The 14,007-nt window shown below is 71.6% G+C and carries 17 protein-coding genes and 1 pseudogene; 11 read left to right on the top strand and 7 right to left on the bottom strand.

What is annotated here, in order from left to right:
* Window positions 1-214: pseudogene (locus ACIBZJ_RS42540) on the top strand (hypothetical protein); the annotation flags it as partial.
* Window positions 215-317: 103 nt separating this feature from the next.
* On the opposite strand, the gene ACIBZJ_RS42535 reads toward ACIBZJ_RS42540, so the two are convergent.
* The gene (locus ACIBZJ_RS42535) at window positions 318-1,154 is read right to left on the bottom strand and encodes an alpha/beta hydrolase (protein WP_395939308.1); all 837 of its coding nucleotides are present in this window, start codon (window positions 1,152-1,154) and stop codon (window positions 318-320) included.
* Between the two features lie 69 nt (window positions 1,155-1,223).
* On the opposite strand from ACIBZJ_RS42535, the gene ACIBZJ_RS42530 reads away from it, so the two are divergent.
* Together ACIBZJ_RS42530 and ACIBZJ_RS42525 are read left to right on the top strand one after the other, a co-directional pair.
* Complete coding sequence (locus ACIBZJ_RS42530; RefSeq protein ID WP_395939307.1) at window positions 1,224-1,550, top strand: winged helix-turn-helix transcriptional regulator; 327 nt, start codon at window positions 1,224-1,226, stop codon at window positions 1,548-1,550.
* Window positions 1,547-2,713 (top strand): alpha/beta hydrolase family protein, encoded by a 1,167-nt coding sequence (locus tag ACIBZJ_RS42525; RefSeq protein WP_395939306.1) that lies wholly within the window; start codon window positions 1,547-1,549, stop codon window positions 2,711-2,713. The genes ACIBZJ_RS42530 and ACIBZJ_RS42525 overlap by 4 nt, the downstream gene beginning before the upstream one ends.
* A 29-nt stretch (window positions 2,714-2,742) precedes the next feature.
* Here ACIBZJ_RS42525 and ACIBZJ_RS42520 read toward each other — a convergent pair whose 3' ends face one another.
* Window positions 2,743-3,201 (bottom strand): MarR family winged helix-turn-helix transcriptional regulator, encoded by a 459-nt coding sequence (locus ACIBZJ_RS42520; protein WP_395939320.1) that lies wholly within the window; start codon window positions 3,199-3,201, stop codon window positions 2,743-2,745.
* 59 nt (window positions 3,202-3,260) lie between these two features.
* Here ACIBZJ_RS42520 and ACIBZJ_RS42515 point away from each other — a divergent pair, with 59 nt between their 5' ends.
* Together ACIBZJ_RS42515 and ACIBZJ_RS42510 are read left to right on the top strand one after the other, a co-directional pair.
* The gene (locus ACIBZJ_RS42515) at window positions 3,261-4,289 is read left to right on the top strand and encodes an LLM class flavin-dependent oxidoreductase (RefSeq protein WP_395939305.1); all 1,029 of its coding nucleotides are present in this window, start codon (window positions 3,261-3,263) and stop codon (window positions 4,287-4,289) included.
* Window positions 4,286-4,960: an NADPH-dependent F420 reductase gene (locus ACIBZJ_RS42510; RefSeq protein WP_395939304.1), complete on the top strand. Its 675-nt coding sequence runs from the start codon at window positions 4,286-4,288 to the stop codon at window positions 4,958-4,960. The genes ACIBZJ_RS42515 and ACIBZJ_RS42510 overlap by 4 nt, the downstream gene beginning before the upstream one ends.
* Here the strand turns inward: ACIBZJ_RS42510 and ACIBZJ_RS42505 are convergent.
* Complete coding sequence (locus ACIBZJ_RS42505; RefSeq protein ID WP_395939303.1) at window positions 4,946-5,362, bottom strand: glutaredoxin domain-containing protein; 417 nt, start codon at window positions 5,360-5,362, stop codon at window positions 4,946-4,948. The genes ACIBZJ_RS42510 and ACIBZJ_RS42505 overlap by 15 nt on opposite strands.
* 4 nt (window positions 5,363-5,366) lie before the next feature.
* Window positions 5,367-5,507, bottom strand: coding sequence for a hypothetical protein (locus ACIBZJ_RS42500; RefSeq protein ID WP_395939302.1), 141 nt, complete (start codon window positions 5,505-5,507; stop codon window positions 5,367-5,369).
* 160 nt (window positions 5,508-5,667) lie between these two features.
* Between ACIBZJ_RS42500 and ACIBZJ_RS42495 the strand changes: the two genes are divergently transcribed.
* The 5 genes from ACIBZJ_RS42495 to ACIBZJ_RS42475 all read left to right on the top strand — a co-directional run bounded on the left by ACIBZJ_RS42495 (window position 5,668) and on the right by ACIBZJ_RS42475 (window position 10,126).
* Window positions 5,668-6,234 carry a hypothetical protein gene (locus tag ACIBZJ_RS42495; protein ID WP_395939301.1) on the top strand — a complete coding sequence of 189 codons (567 nt, stop codon included), beginning with the start codon at window positions 5,668-5,670 and terminating at the stop codon, window positions 6,232-6,234.
* Window positions 6,235-6,301: 67 nt separating this feature from the next.
* Window positions 6,302-7,147 (top strand): helix-turn-helix transcriptional regulator, encoded by an 846-nt coding sequence (locus tag ACIBZJ_RS42490; RefSeq protein ID WP_395939319.1) that lies wholly within the window; start codon window positions 6,302-6,304, stop codon window positions 7,145-7,147.
* Window positions 7,148-7,313: 166 nt separating this feature from the next.
* Complete coding sequence (locus tag ACIBZJ_RS42485; protein WP_395939300.1) at window positions 7,314-7,613, top strand: hypothetical protein; 300 nt, start codon at window positions 7,314-7,316, stop codon at window positions 7,611-7,613.
* Window positions 7,614-8,063: 450 nt separating this feature from the next.
* Window positions 8,064-9,329, top strand: a complete 1,266-nt coding sequence (locus tag ACIBZJ_RS42480) for a sensor histidine kinase (protein ID WP_395939299.1) — start codon at window positions 8,064-8,066, stop codon at window positions 9,327-9,329.
* The gene (locus ACIBZJ_RS42475; RefSeq protein WP_395939298.1) at window positions 9,326-10,126 is read left to right on the top strand and encodes a response regulator; all 801 of its coding nucleotides are present in this window, start codon (window positions 9,326-9,328) and stop codon (window positions 10,124-10,126) included. Before ACIBZJ_RS42480 ends, ACIBZJ_RS42475 begins: the two co-directional genes overlap by 4 nt.
* On the opposite strand, the gene ACIBZJ_RS42470 is transcribed toward ACIBZJ_RS42475, so the two are convergent.
* Together ACIBZJ_RS42470 and ACIBZJ_RS42465 are read right to left on the bottom strand one after the other, a co-directional pair.
* Window positions 10,123-10,461 (bottom strand): transcriptional regulator, encoded by a 339-nt coding sequence (locus tag ACIBZJ_RS42470; RefSeq protein ID WP_395939297.1) that lies wholly within the window; start codon window positions 10,459-10,461, stop codon window positions 10,123-10,125. The genes ACIBZJ_RS42475 and ACIBZJ_RS42470 overlap by 4 nt on opposite strands.
* Window positions 10,454-11,038 (bottom strand): hypothetical protein, encoded by a 585-nt coding sequence (locus ACIBZJ_RS42465; RefSeq protein ID WP_395939296.1) that lies wholly within the window; start codon window positions 11,036-11,038, stop codon window positions 10,454-10,456. Before ACIBZJ_RS42465 ends, ACIBZJ_RS42470 begins: the two co-directional genes overlap by 8 nt.
* A gap of 72 nt (window positions 11,039-11,110) precedes the next feature.
* Here ACIBZJ_RS42465 and ACIBZJ_RS42460 point away from each other — a divergent pair, with 72 nt between their 5' ends.
* The gene (locus tag ACIBZJ_RS42460) at window positions 11,111-12,559 is read left to right on the top strand and encodes a cryptochrome/photolyase family protein (protein WP_395939295.1); all 1,449 of its coding nucleotides are present in this window, start codon (window positions 11,111-11,113) and stop codon (window positions 12,557-12,559) included.
* Here the strand turns inward: ACIBZJ_RS42460 and ACIBZJ_RS42455 are convergent.
* On the bottom strand, window positions 12,509-13,990 hold the full coding sequence (locus tag ACIBZJ_RS42455; RefSeq protein WP_395939294.1) for a diguanylate cyclase domain-containing protein: 1,482 nt from the start codon (window positions 13,988-13,990) through the stop codon (window positions 12,509-12,511). The two genes, ACIBZJ_RS42460 and ACIBZJ_RS42455, sit on opposite strands and share 51 nt — an antisense overlap.
* Window positions 13,991-14,007: the final 17 nt, after the last annotated feature.

The following is a 14,007-nucleotide window of genomic DNA, read 5'->3' as shown; positions in this document are numbered from 1 at the left end:
CGCCCGGGAGGGGCTGACCGCCCGACAAGGGCTGACCGCCCGGGAGGGGCTGACCGCCCGACAAGGGCTGACCGCCCGGGAGGGGCTGACCGCCCGACAAGGGCTGACCGCCCGGGAGGGGCTGACCGCCCGGAAGGGGCTGACCGCCCGGGGGGTTCGTGGGGCGGGCGTCGGGAGGCGAATAGCCGTCGTACCGGCGAGGTGGGTCGCCTGAATAGGGCGCGGTCATGCTGTCCTTCCCCGTGTCGACCGCGGACCTTCACGACACCGGACACCGGGCCGCGCCCCCCCGCCGCGCGTCCCAGCAGCATAAACACCTATCCGAGGTGCCCGTGCAGGAACTCCGCCGCCGCGTCGGCCGCCTGTGTGACGTACGGCTCGGCGTCGTACAGGTCGATGTGCTGCGTCGCCTCGAGCCACCGGATCTCCTTCGGCCCCGGCGCCAGCCGAAACGCCTCCGCCGCCAAGTCCGGCGAGCAATAGGCATCCTCGCGACCGTGTACGACGAGCAACGGAACCCCGTGCAGCAGCGACGCGGCGGCCAGCGCGTCCAACGTCAGCAAGGAATGAAGGGAACCGTAGGTGACCTGGTTCTCCCACCGCGCGGCGGCCGACCGCGCGGTGCCGTAGTAGGCGAACGGCTCGGCACCGCCCATCGCGGCCTCGCCGCCGTCGGGTGCGACGGCGGGAAGCGTCTCGTCGTACCGGTCCACGAACGACCGCAACGCGCCGCGGTACCCCGAGGGATCGGAGGCCGCGAACCGTGCCGGGCTGTTGTACCCACCGGCGATTCCGACGACGGCCCGGATCCGGGGATCACCCGCGGCCGCGCGCAGCGCGTACCCACCTCCGAGACACACTCCGACCACCGCCACCCGGTCGGTGTCGAGAAAGTCCACCGCGGCCCGCAGGTCGGCGAGCTTTCCCTGGCTGTCTTCGTGCCCGCGCCGCCCCTCGCTCTCGCCGAACCCGCGGTGGTCGAACGCGAGCGTGGTGATCCCGCGTTCGTGCAGCATCGTCGCGTACCGGCCGGCGACCTGCTCTTTCACGCCGGTGAACGGCCCGGTCAGCACGACCGTCGGTGCCCCGGCCGGGCGGAGCGACCCGACCAGCGTGAGGCCGTCGGCGGAGAACGTCACCCGTTTCTCGTTCATGCCGCAACGCTAAGTTGGGAGGGTCCGGCCGGACAGAAGGCACTTCGAGGTGCCCATCGGAGGGTGTGGATGTCGCTCGTGATCCCGGACGTGCTCGAGGAGAGCTGCACCACCCGGCAGGCGCTGGAGCGGCTCGCGTCCAAATGGCGGGTACTGGTGATCTACGCGCTGCTGGCCGGTCCGCAGCGGCACGCGGAACTGCGCCGCCGGGTCGCCGGCATCACCCAGAAGGTGCTCACCTCGACGCTGCGCGAGATGGAGCACGACGGCCTGGTGGAGCGGCGGGTCCTGAAGGAAACGGCGCCGCAGCACGTCGAGTACGCGCTTACCCCGCTGGGCAAAACGCTCCAGGAGCCCCTGGCCGCGATCTGCGCCTGGGCCACCGACCACGGGTGAGACGGCCCTGGTCGGCCGCGATCGCCACCGTGCTCCTGCTGACGCTCGGCGGCGCGGCGCCGTCGGCGGTCACGCTCCACACCGGAACCGACGCGAACGGCGCCTTCTACACGATGGCCGTCCCGAGGAACTGGAACGGTGCGCTCGTCGTGTTCGCCCACGGCGGCCCCGATCTGGCCACGTACCGTCCGGAGCCCTCAGCAGTCGTGCTCGACCAGGGTTACGCCTGGGCCGCGTCCTCGTACCGGCGCGGTGGGTACGGCGTCCGGATGGCCGCGGCCGACACCGAGAACGTGCGCAGGCTGTTCGTCGCCCGCTACGGCCGACCGGCCCGGACGTACCTGCACGGCGAGTCCTACGGCGGGAACGTCGCCGCGAAGGCGGCCGAGCTCTACCCCCGCTCGTGGGACGGCGTGCTGCTCACGAACGGGCTGCTGGCCGGCGGGTCGCGCGGGTACGACGCCCGCGTCGACCTGCGGATCGTCTACCGGTACTACTGCCACGACAAACCGCTGGACGAGTGCACCGGCCGCGACCGGGACGACATACTGGCCGTCACCCGGATCCCGGAGCGGGCACTCGACGTGCACTGGCAGTACGCGACGACCCTGCTGCCCGACATCGTCGACAACCGGCTCGGCGGCCGGAACCCGTTCAGCAACCGGGGTGTGCGCTACACCGGGTCGCACGACGACGAGGCGCTGAACGCCGGGGTGGAGCGATTCGACGCCGACCCGACCGCCCGCCGGGATCTCTCCTACGACAGCGACCTCACCGGCCTGGTGTCCGCGCCGGTCCTGACCCTGCACGCGATCGGTGACCCGCAGGTGTTCGTGGAGAACGAGGCCGCGTACCGGGCGACGTTCCGGGGCGGTGACCTCGTCCAGACGTTCACGACCGAGACCGAGCACGGCGGGCTGAGCGGCGCCGAGTACGTCACGGCGCTCGCGGCGCTGGACGCCTGGGTGCGCACCGGCCGGAAGCCGTCACCGCGGTCGATCGCGGAGTCCTGCCCCTCCGGGTGTTTCTTCGACCCCGGGTTCCGTCCGGCGGCGTACGGCACGAGAGTCCGGCCCCGGCCCGGCGGCACGTCCTGGCCCGCGATGACCGACGCCCAGGAGCGGACGTGGAGCCGGATCGTCGGCGTCGGCATCGGCTTGTGAGCGCCGTGGCCGGCGGCGGCCGTGGCGGCTCAACGCGTGAGGTGCTCCCGGAGGGTGGCGGCGAGGTCGCCCGCCGCGGCCAGCTGCTCCGGGGTCAGCGCGTCGACGAACAGCTCGCGGACCGCGGTCAGGTGCGGCACGGTGGCACCGCGGAACGCCTCCGACCCGCGCGGTTCGAGGACGATCTCGGCGCCGCGGCTGTCGGCCACGTACTGCTCACGCCGGATCAGCCCTCGACGCTCCATCCGGCCGAGGTGGTGCGAGAGGCGCGAGCGCTCCCACTCGATCCGGGCCGCGAGCTCGGAGGACCGGAGCCGGTTCCCCTCGGCTTCGCTCAACGCCAGCAGCACGGTGTAGTCGCCGGTCGAGAGCCCGGTGTCGTTCTGCAGGCGGGCGCCGAGCACCGTACGCAGCACTTCGGTGGTCTCGAGAAAATCGCGCCAGACCGCGAGCTCCTCGCGCGTCGGCAGCCGCCGGGCCCTGGGAATATCGGCCTCCTCCAGTTGATTGACGTGTCAATGATATCGCGTAATCGGAGGGCAGTGCGATGACCGACCTGGTCATGGGTCTCGACACGTTCGGCGACGTACCCGTGGACGACGCGGGCGTGCCGCTCAGCCACGCGCAGGCGATCCGGCAGGTCGTCGACGAGGCCGTGCTCGCCGACGAACTGGGCGTCGACGTGATCGCGCTCGGCGAGCACCACCGCCCGGAGTACTCGATTTCCACGCCCGAGACCGTTCTCGCCGGCATCGCCACCCGGACGCAGCGCATCAAGCTCGCCTCCGGCGTGACCGTGCTCAGCTCCGACGACCCGGTGCGGGTGTTCCAGCGCTTCGCGACCGTCGACGCGCTGTCCGACGGCCGCGCGCAGGTGATCCTGGGCCGCGGTTCGTTCACCGAGTCGTTCCCGCTGTTCGGCTACGACCTGAGCGACTACGACGTGCTGTTCGAGGAGAAACTCGACCTGTTCGCCGCGCTGCTGGACGAGAAGCCGGTCACGTGGAACGGCACGACCAGGGCCCCGCTCGACGACGCCGACGTGTTCCCGAAGACCGAGAACGGCCTCGACACCTGGGTCGGCGTCGGCGGCTCGCCGCAGTCGGTCGTGCGCACCGCCCGGTACGGGCTGCCGCTCATGCTCGCGATCATCGGCGGCCCCGCCGGACGCTTCGGGCCGTACATCGACCTCTACCGCCGGGCCGCCGAGCAGCTGGGCACGACCCCGCACCCGGTCGGGATGCACTCCCCGGGTTTCGTCGCCGACACCGACGAGGAGGCCAAGGAGCTGTTCTACCCGGCTTACAAGGTCCAGCGCGACCGGATCGGCGCTCTGCGCGGCTGGCCGCCCCTGCAGCGCGCCGAGTTCGACGCCGAGGTGACCGGTGGCTCGATGTACGTCGGGGCACCGGAGACCGTGGCCCGCCGGATCGCCGACGCGGTGAAGACGCTCGGCGTGGGCCGCTTCGACATGATCTACACCGCCGGTGCGCAGCCGGTCAGCGCCCGGACGCGGGCCGTCGAGCTGTTCGGTGCGAAAGTGATGCCGATGGTGCGTGAGATGGTCGCGGAATGACGACGCTGGGGATCCTCGGAGCCGGCAAGGTCGGCACGGTCCTGGCGCGGCTCGCGGTCGCCGCCGGGTACGAGGTGCAGATCGCCGGCTCCGGCGACCCGTCGAAGATCGCGCTGATCGTGGAGGTGCTGGCGCCGGGGGCCCGCGCGGTGACGGCCACCGAAGCGGCCGCTCAAGAGGTGGTCGTCCTCGCGCTCCCGCTCGGTAAGTACCGCTCGATCCCGGTGGACGCACTGCGCGGCAAGCTCGTGATCGACGCGATGAACTACTGGTGGGAGATCGACGGCGTCCGCGACGACCTCACCGACCCGCGGACGACGTCCAGCGAGATCGTGCAGGCGTTCCTGCCCGGATCCCGGGTCGTGAAGGCGTTCAACCACATGGGCTACCACGACCTGGAGGCCGAGGCCCGTCCCGCGGGGGAACCGCACCGCAAAGCGATCGCGATCGCCGGGGACGGAGACCTCGACGAGGCCGGAAAACTCGTCGACGCGCTCGGCTTCGACCCGGTCGTGGCCGGGCCACTGGCCGAGGGCGTCCGGCTGCAGCCCGGCTCCGAACTGTTCGGCGCCAACGCCGACGCGGCCGAGGTCCGCGCGATGCTCGATCGCTTCCCGACGTCCGACCTGGGCCGCCAGGTGGCGCAGGCCCGGAGCTCAGGCGGCGCGTAACCAGTCGCGGACCTCGGCCACCGGCGGGTTCACGTGGGCCCCGGCAGCGGTCACGACGGTCGGCACGGTTTCGTTGCCGCCGGCGACCGCGCGCACCGCGGCCGCCCCGGCCGGGTCGCTCCAGATGTTGACCCAGTTCGCCCGCCGCCCGGTCAACCCCAGGCGCACCCGCATCCGCAGACAGAACGGACACCCCGGACGCCAGTAGACGATCGGCCGGCCGTCGCCGCGCGCCTCGGCGTCGCTCACCGACCGGACGAGCAGCGGCGACGACACCGCCGCGCAGCCGAGGAACCAGACCAGGAAGAGCACCCCGGCGAGCCCCGAACCGGCCGCGAACAGCACGGCGGCACCGACGACGCCACCGCCGGCGACCATCAACGCCAGCTTCCAGTTACGCATGAGCTCAGGATGCCGGAATCCGGCCCGGCCGGAGGCGGGTCGTCGCCTGATCGCCGGGGCGGGCCTCGACGACGGGTTCGACGTCCGTCAGGCGCTCCGGTACCGGCGCGACCTGCCGTCCGAGCTGGTCGACGCGATGCTGCACCACCCGACGGTGAACGTCCGGATGGCGCTGGCCGAGAACCGGCGCCGCGGTCAGCGTCGCGCCGCCCCGGCCACCGTCCGAGCCGGAAGACCTCTGGCTGCGCGGGCACCGCCTCGGCTACCCGCTGCTCGGCCCGATCTCCGCCCGCACGATCGACTGGGTGCTGGCCCGGGGAACGACCCGCGACCACAGCGCGATGGCACACAGCCCGAGCCTGCCGCCCGAGGTGGTGACCCGGTTGCTCGCGCACCCGGCACCCGAGGTCAGGCAGGCGGTGGCCCGGCGCACCGACCTGACCCCGGCGCAGCTCGCCGCACTCGCCGACGACCCCGATCTGGGCGTCCGCGTGCTGCTCGCGCTGCGTCAACCGGCGCCGCCACCGCGGGTGCTCCTCCGGAGCTACCTCGAGTACTCCGGCGCCGGCCGCGCGGCGCTGCCGCACAAGCCCGGCTTCCCGACCGAGGGCCTCGCGGTCTACGCCGCGGACCCGCACCCGCCGTTGCGCCTGCTCGCCGCCTTCGATCCGGACGCCGGACCCGAACTGCTCGCCCGTCTCAGCCGCGACGGTCATCCGGACGTCCGGGTGGCCGCCGCCCGCAGCGCCGGCTTACCGCCGGAGCGGCTCGTCGAGCTCACCGCGGACGACGGCGAACGGGTCGCCGCCACGGCCGCGGCGAACCCGGAGTTTCCGGTCGCCGCGATGCGCGGGCACTACGCGCTCGGCTGACGGCGTCCCCACTTCGTAGGACTGCCGGGGCCACGACAACCGTGGGGGCGTGGCACACACTGACCAGGTGGAACCCTGGGAGTTCGGCCGGATGGTGCGGAAATGGCGGGACCGCGTCGCGCCCTCGGCGGTCGGCCTGGCTGCCGGTGGGCGGCGGCGGGCGTCCGGGCTGCGCCGGGAGGAGCTGGCCGGGCTCGCCGGCATCTCGGCCGACTACCTGACCCGCCTCGAGCAGGGCCGGGCCACGTCCCCGTCGGCGCAAGTCGTCGAGGCGCTCGCCCGGGCACTGCGGATCTCGGACGCCGAGCGTGACCTGATGTACGAGCTGGCCGGGCACGCCGCTCCCGGGCCCGACGTCGTGCCGACGCGGATCCCGCCGAGCGTCCAGCGGCTGCTCGACCGGCTGGCGCACACGCCGGTGGTCGTCTACGACGCGACCTGGACCGTGCTGGTCGCGAACGCCCCTTACGAAGCGCTGATGGGCGAGGTGTCGGGCCTGCGCGGGATCGAGCGCAACGCGGTCTGGCGGCACCTGGTCGGCGGCGGCAACCGCACGGTCCACACCGCCGACGAGTACGCCGAGTTCCGGGCCGGTCTGGTCGCCGACCTGCGCCGGACCGCGTCCCGGTATCCGGCCGACCGCTCTCTGAAACGCCTGGTCGGCGAGCTCCGGACGCTGAGCCCGCAGTTCGCCGAACTCTGGGAAGGCGACGCGCCGGTGTCGTCCCGCGAACCGTCGCGCCACAAGAGCGTCGAGCACCCGGCGGTCGGCCGGATCACGCTCGACTGCGACACGCTGGTCGTCGCACTCGACGACCTGCGGATCATGGTCTACACCGCCGAGCCCGGTAGCGAGGACGCCGACCGCCTGGACCTGGCGATCGTCCTCGGCACCCAGGCGCTCGTGGAGTGACGTCCGGCCGCGCGTGGCGCACCGTGACCAACGATGGATCTTTACTCGTAAACTCCACCAAAAGGATGAACTGGATATCCGATCGTCCAGTGACTCCAACGTGGCTTTTGTTCTGTTTCATGGTTTTCATCCCGCCCGGCCACAACGCATCACCCAGGAGAACGCCATGACGCCCCGCATCACGCGCCACGCACTGGTACTCGCGGCCTCCGTGGCCGCCGTGCTGGCCTGCCCCAGCCCGGCCCACGCGGACACCTGGCCGACGTCCGACGCTCCCCCGGCGCTCGTCGCCGCAGACCCGGTTTACGGCTGGTCGATCGACACACCCATCGACCACCTGCTGCCCGGCCAGGCGAATGCCGGCGCCGGCTTCATCTCGGACATTCAGGGCTACGTCCCGGTACAGACGTTCGGAATCGACTTCACCCGCCCGATCTGGCCCCCGCGTCCGCCAGTGCATCCGTAGCCGCGAGCCCGGCGACATCACCTTCCGGCCCTGAGGCCGCATCCGACCCCGGTAGGACCTTCGAGCCCGGCGTCCCCTTTCCGGTGGACCCCTCGCTCCCGCGCAGGCGGGACGCCGCAAATCCCTTAAAAGCCTTGAATATGAAGAAAGCAGGAATCGGACGGCTGGCTCTCACGAAGGAACAGACATGACTACCCACTCGACTCGCACGTCGATTGCGCAGTGGCTGATCGGATCGGCCGCACTCACGATCGCTCTCGCCGTGGCCACCCCGGCGCATGCGGCCGGTACCGAACCGACGACCTCCGCGATCGACGGTCCACTCACCTACCGCCAAACCACGGGCTCGATCACGGTACTGAACTCCGCTGCCACGCCCTTCCGTCCCGTCTGCTGCCTGATCGGCGATTTCAACGCTCCCCGGAGGCCGGCGTACCCCGGGGAGTCGGTATGACCGTGTCCACGGTCTCGCGGAACACGTTCGCCGCGCTGCGACGCTGGTGCACACTCCGGTCCGACCCTCTGCTCACGGCCGCCTGGCTGGTCGTGGATCTCGCGGTCTTCTCGCCCTCCGATCTCCGTAACCCCGACTACACGACGGCCGGAACCATTCTCGTGCTCGTCCTCTGGCTTCTCGGAGGCGTTCCGCTGCTGTATCGACGACGGGCGCCGATCGTCGTCTTCGGGGTCGTTTGGCTCCACGCTCTCGTCGTGCACGCGATCGTCACCTCCGTGGCTTCGGCGTTCGACTACCTGCCGACGATCACCGTGCTCCTCGCGCTCTACACACTCGCCTCCCGCCGTCATCCCGCCCTCGGCGTCCTGGCGCTGTGCCTCTCGTGTGTTCCCCTGGTGTGGGAGGCGCATCTCGCCTACCGGGAGATCGGCCCGGAACGGACGGCGTCCGACCTGACCAACGCGGTCAGCCTCTACGTCGTGATCGGCGTCGGCTTCTGGGTGGTCGGCCAGTGGAGATACTCGATGCACGCCCGGATGAGGGCGCTGGAGACCCGGCGGGAGTCCGAGGCGCGGGAAGCGGCGATGGGCGAGCGGTTGCGGATCGCCCGCGAGCTGCACGACATCGTCGCCCACTCGGTCACCGTTATCGTCCTGCAAGCGGCCGCCGCCGGCCGGATGGTGAGCCACGAGCCCGACCGCGCCGCGGCCGCTCTCCGAGACATCGAGGACCTCGGCGTGCAGACCATGGACGAGCTGCGCCGCATGCTCAGCGTCGTCGGGCCGGCCGACCGGCAGGAGGAGCTCTCGTCACCGGGCCTCGATCAGCTCGACGCCCTCCTCGCCCGCGTCCGCAGCACCGGCGTGCACGCCTTCCTCACCGTCGACGGCACGCCGTCTCCGGCCGACCCGAGCGTCGATCTCACCGCGTACCGAATCGTCCAGGAGGCGCTCACCAACGTCACCAAGCACTGCGGGCCGGGCGCACACGCGACGGTGAGCATCCGGTGGGCCGACCACCTCGACATCGACGTCACCGACGACGGCGGCGGAACACCTCCGTCCTACGAGCGCGGCATCTCCACCGGCAACGGCCTCACCGGCCTGCGCGAACGAGTCAAGTACATCGGCGGCCGGCTCGATGCCGGACCGCTGCCGACCGGCTTCCGCGTGAGCGCCCGTCTACCGCTGCGCACCCGTACTCCGTTGAGCACGGAGACAGCCAACGAACTAGTGGAAATGGCGGCTTCGTCCCGATGACCCAAGCCCAGGAGCAGTCCCGGTCCTCACCAGCGGACGGATCGTCCGTCCGAGTACTGATCGCCGACGACAAGACGATGTCGCGCACCAGCATTCGCCTGCTGCTGTCGACCGAGCCCGGCATCGAGATCGTCGCCGAGGCCCGCGACGGGGCGCAGGCCGTCGAGCAGGCGCGGAGCCTCCGCCCGGACGTCGTGCTGATGGACGTCCGGATGCCGGGGATGGACGGCATCGAGGCCACCAAGCAGATCACCAGCGACGAGTTCTCCGGCCCGGACCAGCCGATCAAGGTGCTGATCCTGACCACCTACCACGTGGACGACGCCGTGTACGCGGCACTGCGCGGAGGGGCGTCCGGTTTCCTGCTCCGGGACTCGGCTCCGGTGCAACTGGGCCAGGCGATCCACACCGTCGCCGGTGGCGACGCCTGGCTCGATCCGGCCGTGGCCCGCGGGCTGATCAGCGAGTTCGCCGCGCGTCCGGAGCCGCGGCTGCCCGCTCCGGCGGAGATGCAGGAGCTGACCTCGCGCGAACTCGACGTCCTCGTGCTCGCGGCGCACGGTCTGTCGAACTCCGACATCGCCGCCCACCTGTTCATCGGCGAGGCCACGGTCAAGACGCATCTGGGACGCGTCCTCATGAAACTCGGCCTGCGGGACCGGTCGCAGGCGATCGCGGCCGCGTACCAGACCGGTCTGGTGAAACCGGGGTCCTGCCTTCCCCCGCCGGGAACCGGCTACCTGGCGGGCGAGGACCAGCCCGCTCCCCGGCGCCGGCGATTCCGCCTGCACCGCTAGGAACGCGGGTTCTTGTCGTTGAACCGGGCCAGCAGCGACGCGAGCAGGCGCATCTCGGCGGCCAGGGCCTGTTCGCCGGCCGGGGTGATCGAGGCCCAGGTGCGGGGACGGCGTCCCTCGTAACCCTTCTCGAGCTCGATCAGCCCCTGCTCGGCCAGGATGTCGAGGTGCCGCCCGAGGTTGCCGTCGGTGAGCCCGAGCGTGCGGCGCAGGTACGGGAAGTCGGCCCGCCCGGCCTCGTCCAGCACGGTCAGCAACGCCAGCCGGGTCTTCTGGTGGACGACGTCGTCCAGGCCGAGTGCCGGGTGCGGACCCTCGGCGTCCGCATCAGGCATGGACGGCGCGGGGCGCACGGCGGGTCCGGACGACCGCGGCGCCGACCAGGGCCAGCCCGGCGAGCGGCCCCAGGCCGATCGCGGCCCAGACGGCGGCGTCGCCGACCGCCGCGGCGACGAGCACCAGCAGGAGCTGGACGGCGCCGAGGAACGCGAGCCACTTCGCGACCTTCTTCAGCGTCGTGTTGCGCTGACGCACCCCGACCGCGGCGAGGATCGCGGCCGGCCACACCAGCGGCGCCCAGATGCCGGCGAAGAACGCCGGGATGAACAGGAGCGCGAGCAGCGGCAGGCTCACCAGGTACCCGATCGCGATCGGCCGGTACGACCGCGGGCCCTCGCCGACGCCCGTCCGCTCGGCCACCCGATGAGCGTGCCGCCACAGCACGAACAACCCGACGGCACCCGCCACCGGCCAGTACACCAGCGCGAGGCTGTGCCGCACCGGCGCACCGGCCGCACCCGCCAGCAACACGAGCCCGAAGTGCACCAGCACCAGCACTCCGAAGACCATCAGCGGCGCGGTGACCGTCCGCCGGTCCGACCGCACGCGCTCCCGCAGCTCTTCCAGGTCCATTTCTCTCCTCCTCGTAGAGAACTCTACAGTACAGAGTGAATGCAACGGCGTCAGCGGGGTAAGCGAACGGTGATGAAACCCCGCTGGCTGTTCGCCGATCAACTGGGCCCGCACTTCCTCGACTCACCCGACCAGCCCGTGCTGCTCGTCGAGTCCAAGGCGGTGTTCCGGCGCCGGGCGTTCCACCGGCAGAAGGCGCACCTCGTGCTCTCCGCGCTGCGGCACCGCGCCACCGACGCGAACACCCGGCTGGTCCGCACCGAGACCTACGCCGAGGCCCTGACCGAGCCGGTCAGCGTCTGCCACCCGACTTCACGCGCCGCGCGGGCCCTCGTCCAACGGCTCCCGGACGTCGAGATGCTGCCGCCGCGCGGCTTCGTGACCGCGCCCCACGACTTCGTGAGCTGGGCCGAGGGCCGCAACCACCTCCGGCTGGAGGACTTCTATCGGTTCGCGCGAGCGAATCACGACGTGCTGATGGACGGCGGCGAGCCGACCGGTGGCCGGTGGAACTACGACGCCGACAACCGCGAGCCACCGCCGCGCCGGATGGACGTCCCGGAGCCGCCCGCCATCGCCGAGGACGACATCGACGCGGAGGTCCGCGCCGACCTCGACCGGTGGGAGCGCGACGACGGCATCGAGTTCGTCGGCAACGACGGCCCGCGCCGGTTCCCGGCGACCCGCCGCGAGGCGCTCGCGCGGCTGCGGCACTTCGTGCAGCACCGGCTGCCCGCGTTCGGCCCCTACGAGGACGCGATGCTGGCGGGCGATCCGTGGATGGCGCACAGCATGCTCAGCCCGGCCATCAACCTCGGCCTGCTGGATCCGCTCGAGGTGATCCACCGGGCCGAACAGGCCTACCGCGACGGCTCGGCGCCCCTGAACAGCACCGAGGGGTTCATCCGGCAGATCCTCGGCTGGCGCGATTTCGTCTGGCACCTGTACTGGTACTTCGAGCCGGAGTACCGGGCGGCCAACGAGCTGCGCGCCCGGCGTGAGCTGCCGAAATGGTTCGCCGAACTGGACGCGGACGCGGTCGGGGCCCGCTGCCTCTCCGACGTGCTGAAGGGTGTCCGCGACCACGGCTGGGTGCACCACATCCCCCGCCTGATGGTGCTCGGCAACTACGCGATGCAGCGCGGCTGGCGGCCGGCCGCGGTCGCGGACTGGTTCCACCGTTGCTTCGTCGACGGGTACGAGTGGGTGATGACCGCGAACGTGGTCGGGATGAGCCAGTTCGCCGACGGCGGCCGGATGAGCACGAAGCCGTACGCGGCGGGCGGCGCCTACGTCAACCGGATGAGCGACTACTGCAAACCCTGCCGTTACGACCCGAAAGTGCGGACCGGCGACAACGCGTGCCCGTACACGGCCGGGTACTGGAGTTTTCTGGCCCGCCACGAAGACGCGTTGAGAGCCAACCACCGCATGCGCCGGCCCCTGCAGGGCCTGCACCGCCTGGACGACCTAGCGGTGCTGGTCGAGCAGGAAGCCGCCCGGGGCTCCCGTGCGCCCTAGGACCCTGGCCCCCTTGTGCCGGTACATGTCGGCATCCGCCGCGGCCAGCAGGCGGTCGGCCTCCGGCGTTTCGAAGTCACCGGCCGCGGCCACCCCGACGCTCGCCCCGACGAACAGTTCCTCGTCGTTCCAGATCACCGGTTCGGCGCCGAGGCTGCGCAGCCGCTCGGCCAGCGCGTCGGTCTCGGCAAACGTCTCGAGGCTTTCGGCGACCACGACGAACTCGTCACCACCCAGGCGGGCGGCGACGTCACCGCTGCGCAGCGTCTGGCCGAGTCGCCGGGCGACCTCGATCAGCACGGCGTCGCCGGCCGCGTGCCCGTACCGGTCGTTGATCTGTTTGAACCCGTTGAGGTCCAGGTAGAAGAGCACCGGGCCGTAGCTGTTCCGGCGGCTGTCGATGGCCAGGTCCAGCACCGTGTGCAGCGCCTGCCGGTTCGCCAGACCGGTCAGCAGGTCGTGGTGGGCCTGGTGCGCGAGCGCGGCTCGCGCCGCCTCCTGCTCCCGCACCAGCAGGACGAACCGGAACAGGATCAGCGACGTCAGCACCACGATCGACACGACCAGCGACCCCCGGCTGACCGCGGAGCTGAACCGGTTGAACCCGGCGAAGAGCGGCATCGTGGCCAGCGCGATCCCCAGCAGAACGGCCCGGGCCGGGTGCAGCCGCTGGTCGCGCACCGGGCCCGGTTCGGCGATCCGGACCGCGTCGGAGTGCAGGATCGCCCCGACGAACAGGCTGTTCGCCACCAGCAGCACGCCGTCCAGGCGGTCGGCCTGCACGGTGCGGCTCAGGTTGTCGAAGACCGCGGGCAGCATCGAGATCGTGACGTCGCCGAGCAGCGTGAGCGCCAGCGCTCCGACCAGGTAGGCCGCCGGGCCCCGCTTCGAACCGGGCGCGAGCACCAGGATCATCACGACCGCGAACAGCACGACGTCACCCAGTGGGTAGATCGCCCCGAACACGACTCCGAGCGACATCCGCCGGTTCTCGGCCGCGGGCAGGATCAGGAACTGCCAGCACAACCACGCCATCACGATGCCCATCGCCAGCGCGTCGATCAGGCTCTCGCGCAGGCGGCCCGGCGTGCGCAACCGCACCAGCCAGACCAGCCCGATCGTGAGCAGCGGATAGCCACTGACCCAGAGCACGTCGGACGGGCTCACGTCGCCGAACGGCCCGACGATCCGGGTGAGCACGTCGGCGAGCAGGTCCCCGGCCAGCCAGACCGAGAGCGCACCGACGATCAGCCCGTAGCCGGAACGCGCGGGCCCGACGATCGCGCGCAGCCGGATCCACCCCAGCACGACCAGCGTGCCGAAGCCGATCAGGTAGGAGACGTGGGCGAACGTACTGCCCGGCTCGAAGGCAGCGGGCAGGCCGCACGCAGCCGCCCATGCCGGCGCGAGCCAGGCCGGCACACGTCTCATACGGTGCTCATCGGCCC

The sequence above is a fragment of the Cryptosporangium sp. NPDC051539 genome, assembly GCF_044454545.1.
Lineage (GTDB): Bacteria > Actinomycetota > Actinomycetes > Mycobacteriales > Cryptosporangiaceae > Cryptosporangium.
The sequence above is the reverse complement of the archived record's forward strand: the minus strand, read 5'-3'. Positions and strand labels throughout refer to the sequence as shown.

Excerpts from the sequence above, each read along its gene's own strand:
- ACIBZJ_RS42535 (WP_395939308.1), bottom strand. The coding sequence starts at position 1,154 with ATGAACGAGAAACGGGTGACGTTCTCCGCCGACGGCCTCACGCTGGTC.
- ACIBZJ_RS42530 (WP_395939307.1), top strand. The coding sequence starts at position 1,224 with ATGTCGCTCGTGATCCCGGACGTGCTCGAGGAGAGCTGCACCACCCGG.
- ACIBZJ_RS42515 (WP_395939305.1), top strand. The coding sequence starts at position 3,261 with ATGACCGACCTGGTCATGGGTCTCGACACGTTCGGCGACGTACCCGTG.
- ACIBZJ_RS42510 (WP_395939304.1), top strand. The coding sequence starts at position 4,286 with ATGACGACGCTGGGGATCCTCGGAGCCGGCAAGGTCGGCACGGTCCTG.
- ACIBZJ_RS42505 (WP_395939303.1), bottom strand. The coding sequence starts at position 5,362 with ATGCGTAACTGGAAGCTGGCGTTGATGGTCGCCGGCGGTGGCGTCGTC.
- ACIBZJ_RS42485 (WP_395939300.1), top strand. The coding sequence starts at position 7,314 with ATGACGCCCCGCATCACGCGCCACGCACTGGTACTCGCGGCCTCCGTG.
- ACIBZJ_RS42480 (WP_395939299.1), top strand. The coding sequence starts at position 8,064 with ATGACCGTGTCCACGGTCTCGCGGAACACGTTCGCCGCGCTGCGACGC.
- ACIBZJ_RS42475 (WP_395939298.1), top strand. The coding sequence starts at position 9,326 with ATGACCCAAGCCCAGGAGCAGTCCCGGTCCTCACCAGCGGACGGATCG.
- ACIBZJ_RS42470 (WP_395939297.1), bottom strand. The coding sequence starts at position 10,461 with ATGCCTGATGCGGACGCCGAGGGTCCGCACCCGGCACTCGGCCTGGAC.
- ACIBZJ_RS42465 (WP_395939296.1), bottom strand. The coding sequence starts at position 11,038 with ATGGACCTGGAAGAGCTGCGGGAGCGCGTGCGGTCGGACCGGCGGACG.
- ACIBZJ_RS42460 (WP_395939295.1), top strand. The coding sequence starts at position 11,111 with ATGAAACCCCGCTGGCTGTTCGCCGATCAACTGGGCCCGCACTTCCTC.
- ACIBZJ_RS42455 (WP_395939294.1), bottom strand. The coding sequence starts at position 13,990 with ATGAGACGTGTGCCGGCCTGGCTCGCGCCGGCATGGGCGGCTGCGTGC.